Genomic DNA, 16,318 nt, shown 5'->3' with positions numbered 1-16,318 from the left:
GACATGACCCGTACCGTGCGCACGTACGGGAACTGGCGGGTCCCCGCGTCGGCGGGCCTCATGGGGCTGGGAACGCTCGGCACGGTCTTCCTCCTCGGGAGCCTGGTGATCATCGTCTTCGTGGTGATGGTCGCCGGGCTCCTCCGGGGCGCCATCGCCGGCGCGGTCCTGGGCATCGTCCTCCTCGCCGTGCTCACCAAGGACAAGCACGGCAAAAGCACCATGTCGAAGATGGGAGTACGGATGCTCTGGTGGAAGGCGCGCTCCCTTGGCGCCCACCTCTACCGTTCCGGTCCGCTGGGCCGTGTGCCCTGGGGCCGCTACCAGCTTCCGGGAATCGCCGCCCCGCTGCGGCTGAGCGAGTACCAGGACTCCTACGGCCGCCCGTTCGCCCTGCTGCACCTGCCCTCCAACGGCAACCACTTCTCCGTCGTCGTCGCGACCGAGCCGGACGGCGCCGCCCTGGTGGACGTCGAGCAGGTCGACTCCTGGGTGGCGGAGTGGGGCCACTGGCTTGCCAACCTGGGGGACGAGCCGGACCTGGTAGCCGCCTCGGTGACCGTCGAGACCTCCCCGGACACCGGGACCCGGCTGCACCGCGAGGTCGTCGGGCAGATCGACGAGCAGTCCCCCCTGTTCGCCCGGCAGGTCCTCCTGGAGACCGTGGGCGCCTACCCGCACGGCTCCTCCCTGGTCCGGGCGTACGTGGCACTGACCTTCTCACCCGGACGCGACAAGAAGATCACCCCCGAGGAGATGGGCCGGGACCTCGCCGCCCGGCTCCCCGGCCTCACCCAGGCCCTGACCTCGACGGGGGCCGGCGCCGCCCGGCCGCTGCCCGCACAGGAGCTGTGCGAGGTGATCCGCGTCGCCTACGACCCGGCCGCCGCCGTCCTCATCGACGAGGCGCACTCGGCGGGCGAGGTGCCCGAGATCGAGTGGACGGACGTGGGTCCCACCGCCCACCAGGCCGGCTGGGACAAGATCAGGCACGACAGCGCGCTGTCCATCTCGTGGACCATGACCGCCGCACCGCGAGGCAACGTGCAGTCGAGCATCCTGACCCGGCTGCTCGCCCCCCACCCCGACATCGCGCGCAAGCGCGTCACCCTGCTGTACCGGCCGCTGGACCCGGCGAAGGCGGCAGGTGTGGTGGAGGCGGACCTGCGGGCCGCCGAGTTCCGGGCCACATCGAGTGCCAAGCCGACGGCGCGCGACATGCTCGCGACCCGCTCGGCCCGGGCGACGGCAGCGGAGGAGGCCGCGGGGGCGGGCCTGGTGAACTTCGGGATGGTCGTCACCGCCACCGTCGAGGACCTGGACAAGGAGGCGGACGCCCGGGCCGCGATCGCCAACCTGTCGGCGGCGTCGCGGCTGCGGCTGCGTCCCGCCTACGGAGCGCAGGACTCCACCTTCGCGGCAGGCCTTCCCCTGGGCATCGTCCTGCCCATGCACCTGAGGATTCCCGTGGAGATCAGGGAGCAGATGTGAGCCGGAAACGACGCAAGGGGGGCACGGACCGCTTCCGCAGCCGCCCTGAGGCCGTCGAGGCGCCCAAGGTACAGCCCAAGCGACCCGGACCGCGCGGCTGGACCTCCTACGGCGCGGGCGAGTCCACCATCGTGGAGATGGCCCCGGAGTGGCGCGGGACGACCGTGCAGGTGTGCGGGCTGTGGCCGTTCGCGGTCGGCAGCGGCACACCGATGGTCGGTGTGCCGATCGGGCGCAACATCATGACGGGGGCGACGCTGTGCTGCGACCCCATCTCGTGGTTCCAGCGGGCCAACCTGATCTCGAACCCGTCGATGTTCGTGCTGGGCAAGCCCGGTCTGGGCAAGTCGACCATCACCCGGCGCATGGCGACCGGCCTGTCCGGCTACGGCGTACAGCCGTTCATCCTGGGCGACCTCAAGCCCGACTACGTCGATCTGGTGGAGGCCCTGGGGGGCCAGGTCATCAGCCTGGGCCGCGGACAGGGCCACCTCAACGTGCTCGACCCGGGCCAGGCGAGCGAGGAGCTCCACCGGCTGCCCGCCGATGCCCGGACCAAGCTCATGGCGGACGTGCACGGCCGTCGGCTGACGATGGTCACCGCCCTGCTCACCATCATGCGGTCGGCCCCCGTGAGCGACCGCGAGGAGACGATCCTCGACCGCGCGCTGAAGGTGCTGGACGAGCGCCACCAGGGCACCCCGGTGCTGAACGACCTCCTCAAATGCATCCAGGACGCGCCCGACGCCGTCCGACAGGTCGCCCTGGACCGCGGGAGCCTGACCCGTTACCAGGAGGTCACCGACCACCTGGAGGCGTCGCTGATCGGGCTGGTGGGCGGCGGGCGGCTGGGAGAGACCTTCTCCCGGCCGACCACCACTCCGATGAAGCGCGACCGGCCCGTCGTCTTCGACGTGTCCGGCATCGACGACACCGAGATGGACCTGCAGGCGGCCGTGCTACTGGCCTGCTGGTCCACCGGGTTCGCGACCATCAACCTCTCCCACGCCCTGGCGGACGCGGGCCTGGAACCGCGGCGGCACTACTTCGTCATCCTGGACGAGCTCTGGCGGGCCCTGCGCGCCGGCCACGGGATGGTCGACCGGGTCGACGCCCTGACCCGCCTCAACCGCCAGCGGGGTGTGGGCATGGCGATGATCTCGCACACCATGAGCGACCTCATGTCACTGCCGAGCGAGGAGGACCGTAACAAGGCCAAGGGGTTCGTGGAGCGCTCGGGCATGGTGGTGTGCGGCGGTCTGCCCCGCGCCGAGATGCCGATGCTGTCCTCCGTCATCCCCTTCTCCCTGGCGGAGCAGGAGATGCTCGGCTCCTGGCAGGACCCCCCGGCCTGGGACTCCCACGCGGGAGCCGAGAGCGCGCCCCCCGGGCGCGGCAAGTTCCTCGTCAAGGTCGGCGGCCGTCCCGGTATCCCCGTGCAGGTGCAGCTGACCGAGGCGGAGAAGTCCATCAACGACACCAACAAGCTCTGGCACACCGTCTCCCGGACCGGCGCGGTCACGGAGGACGGGGAGGCCGGTGAGCGCTCCGGGGCCGAGGACCCGGTCGAGGAGAGCACAGGATGAGCAGAGCCCGTAAGACCCCGACCGGGATGAACACCGAAGCGGTGCTCATCTGGGTCCTCATCGCCACCGTGGTGCTGGTGCTGGGCACCGTGTGGGTGGCGGTGCGCGTCGGCGGAGGCGAGGCCCCCGCCAATCCGTTCGACGTCCTGTTCGGCGTACTGGGCGGCAGGATCGCCTGGGGGATGCCCCAGACGGTGGTCCTGGGCGGGCAGTGGATCCTGATCGTCCTGGTCTTCACCCTCGCCCTGCTCATGCGCCGCGGCTCGCGTGCGCGGGTGGACTCCTCCGCCGCCCACATGGGCCGCGGGGACGACCTGGAGCGATTGTCGGAGAAGGGCGCCCGCGCCAAGGCCGAGCGGCTCGGTGTGCGGGGCTCCCCCGGGGTGCCCCTCGGGCGCTCCGTACGGGACGGCCGCATGCTGTACGGCTCCTGGGAGGACATGCACGTCGACATCTGGGGCCCCCGCACGGGCAAGACGACCTCGCGGGCGATCCCGGCCATCCTGGAGGCGCCCGGCGCCGTCCTGGTCACCAGCAACAAGCGGGACGTGGTCGACGCCACCCGCGGAGTGCGCCAGAGCTCGGGCCCCGTGTGGGTCTTCGACCCCCAGGGCATCGCCCTGGAGAGGCCCGAGTGGTGGTGGAACCCCCTGTCCTACGTCACCGACGAGGTGAGGGCGGCCCGGCTCGCGGGCCACTTCGTGGCGGGGTCACGGGACGCCGACGCCAAGACCGACGCCTTCTTCGACGGGGCGGCCCAGGACCTGCTCGCGGGTCTGCTGCTCGCCGCGGCCCTGGACGGCCGGTCGATCCTCCAGGTGTACACGTGGCTCACCCGCCCGCACGACGACGAGGCCGTGGGCATCCTCTCGGCTCACGAGTACAACCTGGTGGCGGACAACATCTCCGGAGTGGTCAACTCCCCCGAGAAGCAGCGCGGGGGCGTGTACGGGACCGCCATGCAGATGGTCTCGTGCCTGACGAGCCGACAGATCGCGCCGTGGATCTCGGCGCAGGAGGGCGAGGGCGGAGAGACCCGGCCGCCCTTCGACCCGCACGAGTTCGTGGCCGCGGGCGGCACGCTGTACTCCCTGTCCAAGGAGGGCAAGGGGAGCGCGGGGCCGCTGGTGACGGCCCTGACGGTCGCGGTGGTGGAGGCGGCGGAGGAACTGGCCACCACCCAGCGGGGCGGACGCCTGAGCACACCCCTGCTGGGGGTGCTCGACGAGGCGGCGAACGTGTGCCGCTGGAACGACCTCCCGTCCCTGTACTCCCACTACGGCTCCCGCGGGATCATCCTGATGACGATCCTCCAGTCCTGGTCCCAGGGTGTGGACGTGTGGGGGCAGAGCGGCATGCGCAAGCTCTGGTCGGCCTCCAACATCAAGATGTACGGCGGCGGCGTCTCCGAGGTGGAGTTCCTCAACGAGCTCTCCCAGCTCATCGGCGACCACGAGGTCGACAGGGCCTCGGTCTCCGGCGGCAGGCAGGGGCGGTCCGTCTCCTGGCAGGTGGACAGGCAGCGGACCATGGAGGTCTCCGACCTCGGCTCGATGCCGCCGGGCAGGGCCGTGGTGATCGCCTCCGGCACCCCGCCGACGCTGGTGGAGACGGTGCCGTGGATGTCCGGCAAGCACAAGGAGAAGGTGCTCTCCTCCCTGCAGACCTACGAGCCCTGATCTCCCTTCATCCCGACCTTCAGAAGAACGAGGACCGGTCATGCCCGAAGAACGCTCACACCCCTCCCTCTGGAAACACGGGGCCGCTCTGGCCGCCGTGGTCATGTTCGCCACCGGCTGCGGCGGTGGCGGTGGCGGAGAGGGCGGGGACGGCGAAGGCGGTGAGGCCCCCGGGGAGGCCGCGGCCCAGGAGCCCCTCGCCGGAGAGGGCTTCCTCGCCATGGACTGCGGAGACGGGGCCATCAACGCCTACCGCTTCTCCGATCAGGACGGAAGCCTCCTGGCACAGCACTCCTACGACCTCCTCAGCGCCACCGCCGCCGCAGAGCCCCGGCAGGGCGGCGGGCGGACGCCCGAAGGCGAGTTCACCACCGCCCTCCCCGACTGCGACATCAACTACGAGGACGGCCAGGACGGGTCCGATTCGTGGTGGCCGCTGAGCCGGAATCAGGCTCACGAGCTGGCCGGGCTGTTCATCCCCGAGACCTCACAGTTGCTCGTCACCCTCGACGAACAGGTCGACAGCGCCCTGATCACCACCATCGGCGCCATGTCCTCCGACGGCACGGTGGAAGCCCTCCTGCCCGGCAACGAGGGTTCCGGATTCAGCGACACCGTCGGCCAGTTCTCCCCCCGTTACAACCACAACGACGGTCGCGTCTACTACCTGGAAAAGGTCCCGGACGGTGAAGAGGGCACCGTGAAAAGCGTCGACCCCGCGAGCGGAGACGTCCAGGAGGTCGGCTCCTGCACCGACTGCGACCGCATCATCCTCGACCCCTACAGCGGCCACGTCTACGCGACGAACTTCCTTCCGGTCGATTCGCCGGAGTACGAGGGTTCCTGGGAGCGAAGCGTCACCGGGGGCCGGGAGTACGTCAGGCATTTCTCCAACCGTGAAGGCACTCTCGTCGGGCACCTCTACGTGGAGACTTCCACGGGCTTCCTGTGGACCCGGGCAAGGGATTCCGCGACCGAGGCCCCGGTGTCCACTGAGCTGCCGGCGGCCACTTTCGATCCGCCGGAGGGTTGGGTGCAAACCCTTGAAGACTACGAGGACTCCGAATCAGCCTTGAACGGGCAGCGGCCCGTCTTCATGGTCGGCGAGCACGAACTGCTGGTGGAAGGCGACAACCTCACGATCGTGGGCTTCGACCCCCAGACCCTCGAGCTGGAGCCGGAACCGGTCCGCCACCTCATCCAGGGCGGCGACCGGACCAACACCACCCCGGTCCTCTCCTCCGACGGTACGCGGGTCCTGTTCCGCTCCACCGCCCCGGACGGCTCCAGCGGCTGGTACTCCGTGCCCGTCGACGGCAGTGCCGAGCCCACCGAGATCGGTGCCGTCGCCCCCGAGCACAGCGAGATCTTCCCGATCCACTGGTGAAGGCGACCGGCCCCGGAACAAGGAAAGGATCGGAGGCATGGCCGGCAACGAGGACTGGCTGAACGAATTGAACGAATACGCCAACAGCGGTGGCGAAGCCGACGACGCCGAAGGCCTCCACTACAGGAACGCGGTCGACTTCTTCGAGAACTACTTCCGCCACGTCTACAAACGGCGGGTGGGGGTCCGCAACCAATACCGGTGGTCCGCGCGCTGGTGGGAGAACGCCGAGGCGCTCATCCGCATCGACGCCGTCTGGCGGTCGTGGGAGAGCCTGCGCAACGACCCCTCCACCGGTATCAGCACCTGGCTGCGCGACCACGCGGACTACCACATGGGCATCCTGCTCTCCCCGGACGGCCCCATGGCCACGGCGGAGGACGGCAACGGGCACGGCGATCCCCTACCCCATGACCCACCGCCGCCGGGGTACTTCCCCGAATACTGACGTACCCGGGCCCACGTCTGAGGCCACACGAGCGGAACGCCCGGTCGGAGTCCCCGACCGGGCGTTCCGTTCATACGGGGGCGTCAGCGACCGCCCATGCCGTTGTCCTTCCCGGGACCGCGGTCCAGATGGTTTCCGGCCCCGCCCCGGGCCGGGGCGGGGTCCTGAGGTCCGGTGGCCGCCCCCGGCCGCGTCGCCCCCGTGGTCCGGGTGAGCAGATGACGGCTGTCCGTCCCCGGTGCCGTCGACGCCGGTCGCCCGTGGTCCGTTTCCGCGGCGGTGGAGGGCTCGTCCACCCGGCCTTCTCCACCGGTGACCGCCTCGGAGGCGGCCTGAGGGCGTTCCTCCGCCGGAGCGGTCCCGTTCGCCTCGGGTGCGGAAGCCTCCGTTCCGGTGTGTTCCGCCGTCTCCCGGTGGTCGAACTCCTGGTCCGTTCCGGAGGTCGTCGGCGCCCCGTCCGCGGGCCCCTCGGCCTCCCTGTCCCCCTCGGTCTCCGCGCCGGGACGGTCCGCCGCCTCCTCCCGGACGTTCTCGGCGGGTTCGCGATCCTCTCCGGCCTCGGTCTCGGGACTCTCCTCCGCCCGCTCCTCCTCGGCCCCCGGCTCGGACCGCTCGGCGGCCTCATCCCGCTCGGGCTCGGCCTCCGCCTCGGCTTCGGGACGCCCGACGGCCTCCTGCTCGGCCTCCCGGTCCTGCCCGGCCTCCGCTTCAGGGCGTTCGGCGGCCTCCTCCCGCTCCTCCTCAACGTCCTGTCCGGGCCCGGTCTCCGCCTCGCGGGCCTCGGCGGCGGCCTCACGGTCGGACTCCTCCTCCGCCTCACGGTGGGGGGTGCCGCCCTCCTGCTCGGCCGCGGTTCCGTTCTGCTGCCGTTCCTCCGGGCTCAGCGGGGGAAGCCCCAACCGCTCACGGAGGTAGTCGATCTCGCGCGACATGCGCTCGAGTTCGCGCCGCAGCTCCTCCAGGCCGCGCTGCTCCTCGAAGGTGCGCGGAACCAGTTCGGCGAACCCCTGGGCCATGCCCTGGTTCCCCACCGCCTGGTGCGGGGACTGCGGGCCGAAGACCTGCACGGTCTCGTCCAGGTTCACACCGGTGAGCCGCCGGTATCCCCGGTTCAGCAGCCAACCGGCCAGCCGCGCCCGCAGGCTGTTGCCCCGTTGGCGCCGGACCGCCGCCGACGCGTCCGCGATCTTGGCGGGGGTGGCGTCGCGCCACCAGGATGCCCGACCGACCCCGGCGAACTTCCCGCGGTCCTCGCGCCACTGGGCACGCCGCTCCCCGCGGGTCTGGGGCGGTGTCCGGGTGGGAGCCTCGTTCACCCGTGGAAGACCACGGAACCTGTCCATGACATGGCGGTTCGCCGCCCGGCCGAAGGTCTGGGCGATACGCATCTGGAGGTGGACGGCCTGGAGGAGGGCCTCCTGGGCTCCGTCCGATCTCTGGTCTATCTCCACCCTGGACCTCTACTCTTCCTCGTGGCGGGTTGGCGGGGGCGGGGTGTCCCCTGGGACACCCCGGTCACCGGGAGCGCTCCGCGGCCTCGAACGGGGTTCGCCCGGCCGGCGGTTCACACACCCGACCTCTGCATGTTCGCGAGCCCCTCCACGCTCAGCAGCGCCAGATGGGAACACGCGTTGCGCGTGGACTCGTGCAGTTCCTGGAACCGGATGACCCTCCCCCACGCGAGGTGTTCGTCGAAGGGGATCCGGACGGCGGCCCTCACCGTCCCGCTGAAACGGGCTTCGAGGGTGTCGATGTCAGGGGACGACGCGGATCTCCGGTCGACCTTGGAAATGACGACGATGGCTCCGGAGACGAGATCCGCGTAGCCGTTCCTGCCCAGCCAGTCGAAGGTCGCCTCCGCGGCCCGGACCGCGTCGGAGGCGGGTTCGAGAACGACCACGACCTGGTCCGCGAGATCCAGCACCCGCTGCATCCCGGGGTTGCCCATACCGGTGCCGCAGTCGTTGAGGACGATGTCGTAGTACCGCTCCAGGACATCGGCGACCACACCGTAGCCGTTCCGTCCCTCGACCTCCCGGAAACCGAAGACCTGGTCGCCGACCAGGGCGTGCATCCTCTCCTCGTTCGCGGAGACGTAACCCCGCAGCTCGGTGAAACCCCTGATGGATGCGGCGTCCCGGAAGAGGTCGCGGACGGTGAGCCCGGTCTGCAGGGGTACCCGGTCACGCAGGGTCCCCATGTCCCGGTTGACGTCGACCGCCACCACCCTGCTCTCCCGCTGGGAGGCCATGAGGGATCCGAGGAGGACGCTGGTGGTGGTCTTGCCCACGCCGCCCTTCAGGCTCAGGACGGCGATACGGCGGTGTCCCGCGATGGGTACCTGCATACGGGCGTGGAAGTTCTCCGGAGGGGCGGACCACTCCGGCACACGGGGGCCCAGGAGCCCACCGAGGCCGAATCTGCGGCGCCGCGAGGGCGGTGCGGAGATGGGCGGGCCGGCCGCCTCCTGAGCGGGGATGGGATGCACGGGCGGCACCGTCCCCGGGTGGGCGCCGCGTTCGCTGTTGATCTCCTGGATGACCGTGTTCCACAACTCGGCCGCTTCCGAGGGACCCGTGAGTGCGGCGGGGGCGCCGCCCTGGCCGGCCCCGCTCCCGAGGTCCGCCGGGAGGGATTCCGCCTCGGGGTCCGGACCGGGCCGGGGGACGGGCGGAACCGGGACGCCCGGAAGCGGTCCCGCGGGAACACCGTGGGCAGGGGTGCCGTGCCCATACCCCGGCGCAGGCTGCGGAACGGGGGCAGGAGGTGTCGGCTGCCCCGCGGGAACACCGTGGGGAGAGGGCGTCCGGCGGCCTCCCTGGGCGGGCCGGGGGGCGTGGGGGTCCGGCGTGGGCCCCGACACCGGAGGCGTGGAATCGGGTGCGGGTCCCCCCGTGGGACCGCTGTGGGAAGGAACGCCGTGCGCGTATCCCGACGGGGGCTGCGGAGCGGGTACGGAAGGCACGGGCGGCATCGCCCCGCCCCCTTCCCGGGGAGCGGGCTCCGGAGAAAACCGCCCGGACGGCGTGAAGGCCGCCGGAGTCGGCGCGGACGGCCCGTGGGGCTCCGGGCCCGGGGCATCGTCGCTTCCGACCGTCACCGGCCCCGGACCGGGGAACCGGGAACCCGGCGCGGAGGGGGGCGCAGGGGCGGAGGCGTCCGCCGAAGAGCGCACGGCCCCGCCCTGCGGGACGGTCGGAGGGGGTTCCGGGGCCGGGTTCCGGTTCTGCTCGGCGGACAGGGCCCGGTCACGTTCCTCCAGGCTCTGTACGACCATCTCGAAAAGCGAAGGAGTGGCGGGGCCCGGCCGGACCGGCTCCGCCCCGGTGTTCTCGTCCACGCGCACCTCGGGCGCGGGAGGCCGCTCTCCAGAGACCGCTGTGGCATGGGGGACCCCGCCCGAGACGAACGCGTCGGCCGCCGAGGGGCCGCTCGGCGCGGGGGTCTCGTCAGGGATCCGCGGCGCGGTACCGCCCTTGGCCTTCGCCCCCCGGCCCGTCTGCTTCTTCCTCCCCTTGCGCTTGCCGGGGTCGGCGGTCGTGTCGCTCTCGACGACCCCGTCCGGGTAGATGACGAGAGGCCATTCCTCTCCGCCTTCGACGGTGAGTGCGCGGACCGGGCGGCCGAGTCGTTTCGCGGTGAGCGAGATCAGCCGGACGACCTCGGCACGCGTCGCGTTGAGGTCGGTACCGGTCACCGAGCTGACGATTCCGCTCACGGTGACCTTGGCCGTCACCTCGTCGAGGATCTCCGCGGAGATCTTCGGAAACGAGGGGACCGTACTGTGGTCTCTGCGCATGTCCTCTTTTCCCTGGTGTCGACGACCCCGTTCACCTGTTGAAAAAGGTCAATTCGGACAGGTGTTGCCACCGGAGGTACAGTACTCCACCCCTGAGACAGGGATTGTGAGTGTTCTTCCTGTGTGATTCGCACGGGGGCGTTCCGGTTCGTTTTCATTTCCGGACCAGAACGGCACACCATCACTGCAGGTGGCAGCCCTGGAGTTCAAAAAATCGGAGGGAACGGCGCCTCGGAGAGGGCTCCGGTGGGATGCGGCGCGCGGAGGACGCCTCGCCGTCGGCCGTGCGGGGAGTCGGAGGCGTTCCGGTCCGTGGCGCGGAGTCGGGCGTCCGCCGTCGGAGGCCTCGGACCCGTGTCCGCGCGGTCCCGGCGTCCACCTGTCCGTGGAACCGCGCCGCCCCGGCCGGACCCGGCCGGGCAGGACGCCCTGGAGGGCGCGGGGTGCCGTGCCGCGGCTCGGACCGTGCCCGCGGCGTGTTCTCCGGGGAGGGGTCAGTTCACCGGACCGGCATCGGGAAGGTAGCGCTGCATCAGGTTCAGGAGGTCCTGGATCTCGTACTCGATCCGATCTCGGACGAACCTGTCGGGGTTCCTCTGATAGGACGCCCTGCCGATCTCCGAAACGATCAGCTCCGGGGGGACCCGGTCCTCGGACGGCGGGATGAACTTCGGGACTTCGGCGAGCGCGTAGATCGAACGCCGGAGAAGGGTCGCGACTTTTTCACGATTCCCGGGATTCGCCTGTTCAACGGCGTCACGGGCAAGGGCGAAGTACACGTCCGAGGCGGCGTGGAACTCTCCGGGGTCCATGATCTTGGACGGCTCGTTCCCGCCCAGGGGGCCGGGCGGGAGGGGTTCGCGCGGCATCAGGAACTCCAGCTGATCCCGGGCACCGCAGGAAGAGCACGAAAGCGAATAGACGGCCACGGGGCGGTCCTCGAGGGTTCTCAAAGCGTGCCTCACCCCGTCCCACCTGAGATTGCACGTCTGGCAGACCTGAATCTCCAGGTAGAGGTGGGCTTCGGCAATCGAGCGCGCTTCGAGCATGGTTCGGACCATGGCAATGACCCGCGGGTCGTGACACGACCGGGATATATGCTCCTACCGTATTCACGATCCCGAATGCCGCCCCCGGCCTAGGAGAGCGCAGTGAACGACAGCACTCTGTTCGATCCCGAGACCCCCGACGAGGTCATCCGGGAGGCGATGGCCGGAACAGCCAATCGCGTAGTGGCCGCATACATGCGTATGGCCCAGAACGCCTCTACCGCCCAGGAGAAGGAGGAGGCCAAGGCTCGGATGAAGGAGTACTGGGCGATCAAGAACGACCTGGACATGTCGCGCCAGGAGATGACCGAGACCATCGTTCGCATGTGGGAGATGCTCGCCGAGATGGAAGAGGTTTGAGGTTGTCGCCCGAGCCTTATGACGTCGGCCCGGAACAACTCCGCGAGATTTTCGACGAGTACATCAAGGACTTGGTCTTCGGCGACGCGCAACCCGCACCGCCTGGACAGCGCCCGGTGATGGTGCAACTGGGAGGTCAGCTCGCCGCCGGCAAGTCCCACGCTCTCAAGGGCGTCATCAACCGCCATCAGGGCCGGGTCGCTCTGGTCAGTCCTGACGACTTCCGCGCGTACCACCCCCGGTACTCGGAGATCATGCGCGAGCGCCCCCAGGAGATGATGGCACTCACCGCCCAGGCCATGTACGCCTGGTCGGACATGGTTCGGGAACACGCGCACCTCCATGGCCTCGGCATCGTCACCGAATCCACTTTTCGCCGGACCGAAGACCTCCTGGGGTATTCCGCGGAGATGGCCGACCCGGTACCGGGTCGGCACCCGGGGTTCGCCACCGAGGTCGTGGTGGTCGCCACCCCCGGCGACCGTAGCTGCCTGGACATGGTCGGTCGGTACTTGGCAGACCCCCCGGGGCAGGGGCGATGGGCCGATGTCGAAGGGCACGATTCCTCCTACGACCAGTTGCCCATAACGGTGGACGCGCTGGAGGGCAGCCCCCATGTTCACCGGGTGATCGTCACCGACCGTTCCGGGGCCATCCACTACGACAACTCGCGCGGTGCCGATGGCCGGTGGGGTCAAGAGGCCCGAGGTGGCCAGGCCTTGCGTGACGTGCGCGGAGAAGGTCGGGTGCCGTTCAGCCAGGAGGAGGCGTCCGCCTGGGTGTCCTCGTATTGGAAGCACGCTGAAAAGCTCATCACACGCGAGGAGTTGGGGCCGAGGACCACGCCGACGATGCTCTCTCTGCACGAGCGCGCCGATCGGGTGGCCCAAGTCGCCTATGCGGGCGATCCAGAGCGGCTCGCCCAGCACAAGGAGTGGCAGCAGGTACAGAAGGCGGTGTTCGTGGCAGCTGGTCGTGGCGCGTCGAACTCCGATCTTCCACGCCACCCGGAGGAGTTCCTCAACGCCGATGAAGCGAAGAAGACCCGCTTCATGGCGACGATGCGCGCAGCGGGCCATTCACCTCCGAACATGACGACCGGCTCCGAGGAAGCGGTGAGACTGGCTCAACAGGGCATGGCCCCGCCGACGAGTCGGCCGTCGCCCTCGTCGGGACCCTCCGCCCCGCCTGGCCGCCATCACGGTCGGGGCAAGGGGCCCGACATCGAGCGGTAGGGACCGGTGTGGCCGCATGCGGCCACCGCGTCCCCGGCGTTGCGGCGCGCTTGCGGTGTTCCGGCCGACCGGTCGCATCGAGAGCCCGAGGCGGTAGGTCGTCGGGATTCAACGTGCTCGCCGTTGTGGAGAGCGAACCGCTCCGGGACTGTGGCGTCGAGCCCGAATCGACCGCCGACACCACCGACGAGTGGCTGTTCGGTGGGGCGGGAGGAGCGGCGATCGCCAATGCGGAGATCATCCTGGAGGCGAACCCCAACGCTCGGGTGACCATGGTCGGCGGTCAGGCTCCCTGGGTGTTGTCGAACGACGCGCAGTACCTGACGCTACGGCAGAAGCACGACCGGGACCACGGCGGAGACGGCAGACTTTCGGTTCACGAAGCTCGACTCGAATCGGTGGAAACGTCTCATGCTCCTGACGGTTCTATCCGTTTTCACGCAGCGGGTCTCACCGGTGACGCCTACGTCGCCTGTCCAGGGCGTGTGGCGCGGGCACCCAAGGTCCTGGACCCGGTACTCGACTGGTGCCGCGAGAACGGCGGTGAAGTCACCGGGCGGCTCATCACGAACAACACCGGCAAATGCCTCGGATGCGAACTTGATTACCGGACCGAGGAACGCGAAATAAAAACCCTGGCCACCGGAGCCGCCTCACCGATGAGATCCTCGTCCGACGTCAGGTCGGGGTATCCGGCGGTTCGCTCAGGCCCGAAGAAGTTCTCCATCCCCCCGAACTCATGCGGTAGAGCATTCAAAGAAAGCGGAACGTCCTCTTCCACCTTGGTCAAAGGCACATCAGGACCACTCATGCCCCCTCCTGCATCAGGAGCCCGAGACATGAACAGTCCGGGCATCGGCGCGGAAGAGGTGGTCCGACAGCCCGCCGGGGCCCTGTGGCCGGTTCCGGCCGGCCCGGGCAGACCGGCCGTCTCCACCCCGAGGGACCGAACGAGGATCTTCCTTCCCTGGGCCGACCGGATCCGCGAGTGCGGCGCCGAGGACCGCCGATGGGTGTTCGTGGACAGCCCCCGGCCCGGGCGGCGCCGCTGGTGCGCCATGGGGCGCTGCGGCAACCGACACAAGATCCGGGAACTGCGCATCCGGCGCGAGTCCCACCGACATTAGGAGGAGACGCCATGACCGGTCGACCGGTCGGTCTCACCCGGGTCGGCGTCTCCCACACCCCGCTCACCTTCCATTAAGAGAAGCCGAGCACCCCGGAGGAGCGCGCCGTCCGGCGCGGGCACTGGTAGGCCGTCACTGCCGCCGTGGAGGCGGCCCGGCGACCGCGGTCGTCGGCCGGGCCCGCCCTAGGAGCGGCGGGCGAGCAGGACGATGCCGCCGATGAGCAGGACGGCCACCGCCCCGCCGCCCACGAGGAAGGGCACCGCGCTCCCCCGCCCGCCGGTGTCCTCGGCCGCTTCCCCGGCGGACTCCGACGGGGAGGCGGACGCGCTCTCCTCCTCGGCCTGCCCGGACCGGTAGCGCTCCTCCAGCGGGATGCGCCAGACCGGGGCGTTCAGGCCCTCGGTCCCGGCCATGAGCTCCGTACCGTCGGGGGTGAAGGCGATGGACTCGCCCTGGTCGGACTCGGGCAGGTCGAACCCGCCCAGCGACCTGCCCGGCACCCCGTCGGTGGAGTCGTAGACCGTCGCGCCCCAGTAGGTGCGGATCACGTAGCGGGTGCCGTCCGGGCCGAACGCGGCGTCGGTGGCGAACAGCGGCGCCGAGTCGATCCGCTCCAGGGTGTTGACCCCCTCGGGGTCGATCTCCTCCGGCGCGGCGTACAGCCCGCCCGAGAACTCCTTGGACACCACGTACAGCCGCCCGTCGCGCGGGTCGATCATCATCGACTCGGCGTCGCGGCCCCCGTCCGCGTAGGAGAAGGTCAGCACCGTCGGCTCGACGACGGCGTCCGCCAGCACCTCCGGCTCGGCGAACCGGTACACCCGCACCTCGGTCCAGCCCCCGCCGAAGTTGTCGCCGATGTCGCCGATATGGACGGCGGGCTCCCCGTCGGGCCCGGGGGCGACGGAGACGGCCTCCCAGTCGCGCCGTTCCAGGGCCAGGGTGAGGGTGGCGAGCGTGTTCCCCTCCTCGTCCACCGCGTACACCTCGCTGAGGTGCTCTCCGCTGTCGTTGTGGGTCCACCACACACCCTCGTGCCGCAGCGAGGGGGCCAGGCCGCTGGACTCCGAGATCCGCGGGTCCTGGAAGGTGAAGGCGACCTCCGACCCCTCCGGCCCCTCTCCGCCGCGCGGGTAGTCGGGCCCGGTGCCCCCGTCGGGGACCGTCGGCTCCGCCAGGGCGGGCGCCGGGAGGAACACGGACAGCGCGGCCAGGGCGCACACGAGCGGTCGTCTCATGACGGACATCCTGCCAGGGGGCGCGGATTCGGGCGCGCAGCCGGGACGGCTTTTGCGGACCGGGATGAACGGGCACATTCGGCATACGGAGTGCCGTGAGGAGTACCCATGAGGATCGTCGCCTGCCTGAACGGGGACCGCCGTCCCGGAGCGCACCCCGCCCTTCCCGTCTCCGTGGACCAGCTGCTGGCCGACGCCCACGCCGCGGTGGCCGCGGGGGCGACCGACCTGCACATCCACCCGCGCGACCGGAGCGGCGCCGAATCGCTGGAGCCGCAGGCGGTCGGCCCGCTCATGGAGCGGTTGCGCGCCGAGGGACCCGGCGTCCCGGTGTCGCTCACCACGGCCCTGTCAGCCGAGTCCGACCCCTGGCGGCGCTACGACCTGGTGCAGCGCTGGGCGTCGTCGGCGCTGCCCGACGCGGTGACGGTGAACCTGCACGAGGCGGGGTCGGTGGACCTGATCCACCTGCTGGAGGACCGCCGCGTGGCCGTGGAGGCGGGGCTGTGGACGGTGGACGCCGCCCGCATCCTCGTCGCCACGCAGGTGCCGGTGGCGGCGGTGCTGGTGGAGCCCACCCAGGTGGCGGTGGAGGACGCCCGGCGCAACGCGCGGTCGATCCTGTCGCTGCTGGAGCGGGCCGGGGTGGAGGCGCCGCGGCTGCTGCACGGCTCGGACGCGACCGCCTGGCCGATGCTGGAGGACGCCCTGGAGGTCGGGGCGGACGTCCGGATCGGCCTGGAGGACACCATGCGGATGCCGGACGGGTCGGAGGCGGAGGACAACGCGGCGCTGGTCGCGCACGCGGTGCGGCTGGCGTCCGCGGCCGCCTGAGGCGGGCCGCGGCGGCCGGTCCGGCCGGCTCAGTCCAGGAGGGCGCCAACCAGCACGATCAGCATGATGGCGCCGAGCACCA

The 16,318-nt window shown here is 70.6% G+C and carries 13 protein-coding genes; 9 read left to right on the top strand and 4 right to left on the bottom strand.

Features of this window, described 5'->3' with window-relative positions:
- The first annotated feature begins 3 nt into the window (after positions 1-3).
- Genes KGD84_RS03780 through KGD84_RS03760 form a run of 5 tightly spaced genes read left to right on the top strand, consistent with a single transcriptional unit; the run spans position 4 to position 6,591 of the window.
- The gene (locus tag KGD84_RS03780) at positions 4-1,491 is read left to right on the top strand and encodes an SCO6880 family protein (RefSeq protein ID WP_220564728.1); all 1,488 of its coding nucleotides are present in this window, start codon (positions 4-6) and stop codon (positions 1,489-1,491) included.
- Positions 1,488-3,077: an ATP/GTP-binding protein gene (locus tag KGD84_RS03775; RefSeq protein ID WP_255647027.1), complete on the top strand. Its 1,590-nt coding sequence runs from the start codon at positions 1,488-1,490 to the stop codon at positions 3,075-3,077. Before KGD84_RS03780 ends, KGD84_RS03775 begins: the two co-directional genes overlap by 4 nt.
- Positions 3,074-4,756 (top strand): type IV secretory system conjugative DNA transfer family protein, encoded by a 1,683-nt coding sequence (locus KGD84_RS03770; RefSeq protein WP_255647026.1) that lies wholly within the window; start codon positions 3,074-3,076, stop codon positions 4,754-4,756. The genes KGD84_RS03775 and KGD84_RS03770 overlap by 4 nt, the downstream gene beginning before the upstream one ends.
- Positions 4,757-4,796: 40 nt before the next feature.
- Entirely contained in the window at positions 4,797-6,143 is a 1,347-nt protein-coding gene (locus KGD84_RS03765) for a hypothetical protein (protein WP_220564727.1), read from the top strand.
- A 37-nt stretch (positions 6,144-6,180) separates the two neighbouring features.
- Positions 6,181-6,591, top strand: a complete 411-nt coding sequence (locus tag KGD84_RS03760; protein WP_220564726.1) for a DUF4913 domain-containing protein — start codon at positions 6,181-6,183, stop codon at positions 6,589-6,591.
- A gap of 83 nt (positions 6,592-6,674) precedes the next feature.
- Here the strand turns inward: KGD84_RS03760 and KGD84_RS03755 are convergent, their stop codons facing one another.
- From KGD84_RS03755 to KGD84_RS03745, 3 genes are all read right to left on the bottom strand, one after another.
- A complete protein-coding gene (locus KGD84_RS03755) occupies positions 6,675-8,042 on the bottom strand; it encodes a hypothetical protein (RefSeq protein WP_220564725.1) in 1,368 nt (455 codons plus the stop codon).
- Between the two features lie 113 nt (positions 8,043-8,155).
- Entirely contained in the window at positions 8,156-8,938 is a 783-nt protein-coding gene (locus KGD84_RS03750; protein WP_220564724.1) for a MinD/ParA family ATP-binding protein, read from the bottom strand.
- 1,946 nt (positions 8,939-10,884) lie between these two features.
- On the bottom strand, positions 10,885-11,439 hold the full coding sequence (locus KGD84_RS03745; RefSeq protein WP_220564723.1) for a hypothetical protein: 555 nt from the start codon (positions 11,437-11,439) through the stop codon (positions 10,885-10,887).
- A gap of 102 nt (positions 11,440-11,541) precedes the next feature.
- Here KGD84_RS03745 and KGD84_RS03740 point away from each other — a divergent pair, with 102 nt between their 5' ends.
- The 3 genes from KGD84_RS03740 to KGD84_RS03730 all read left to right on the top strand — a co-directional run bounded on the left by KGD84_RS03740 (position 11,542) and on the right by KGD84_RS03730 (position 14,161).
- Positions 11,542-11,799, top strand: a complete 258-nt coding sequence (locus KGD84_RS03740) for a hypothetical protein (RefSeq protein WP_220564722.1) — start codon at positions 11,542-11,544, stop codon at positions 11,797-11,799.
- A gap of 2 nt (positions 11,800-11,801) precedes the next feature.
- A complete protein-coding gene (locus KGD84_RS03735) occupies positions 11,802-13,034 on the top strand; it encodes a zeta toxin family protein (protein WP_220564721.1) in 1,233 nt (410 codons plus the stop codon).
- Between the two features lie 113 nt (positions 13,035-13,147).
- Positions 13,148-14,161, top strand: a complete 1,014-nt coding sequence (locus KGD84_RS03730; RefSeq protein ID WP_255647025.1) for a CGNR zinc finger domain-containing protein — start codon at positions 13,148-13,150, stop codon at positions 14,159-14,161.
- A 185-nt stretch (positions 14,162-14,346) separates the two neighbouring features.
- Here KGD84_RS03730 and KGD84_RS03725 read toward each other — a convergent pair whose 3' ends face one another.
- Positions 14,347-15,402, bottom strand: a complete 1,056-nt coding sequence (locus tag KGD84_RS03725) for a hypothetical protein (RefSeq protein WP_220564720.1) — start codon at positions 15,400-15,402, stop codon at positions 14,347-14,349.
- 108 nt (positions 15,403-15,510) lie between these two features.
- Between KGD84_RS03725 and KGD84_RS03720 the strand changes: the two genes are divergently transcribed.
- Positions 15,511-16,236 (top strand): 3-keto-5-aminohexanoate cleavage protein, encoded by a 726-nt coding sequence (locus tag KGD84_RS03720; protein WP_220564719.1) that lies wholly within the window; start codon positions 15,511-15,513, stop codon positions 16,234-16,236.
- Positions 16,237-16,318: the final 82 nt, after the last annotated feature.

It is taken from the genome of Nocardiopsis changdeensis, from assembly GCF_018316655.1.
In the GTDB taxonomy this organism is placed as follows: Bacteria; Actinomycetota; Actinomycetes; order Streptosporangiales; family Streptosporangiaceae; genus Nocardiopsis; species Nocardiopsis changdeensis.
This window is presented reverse-complemented; position numbering and strand designations above follow the sequence as displayed.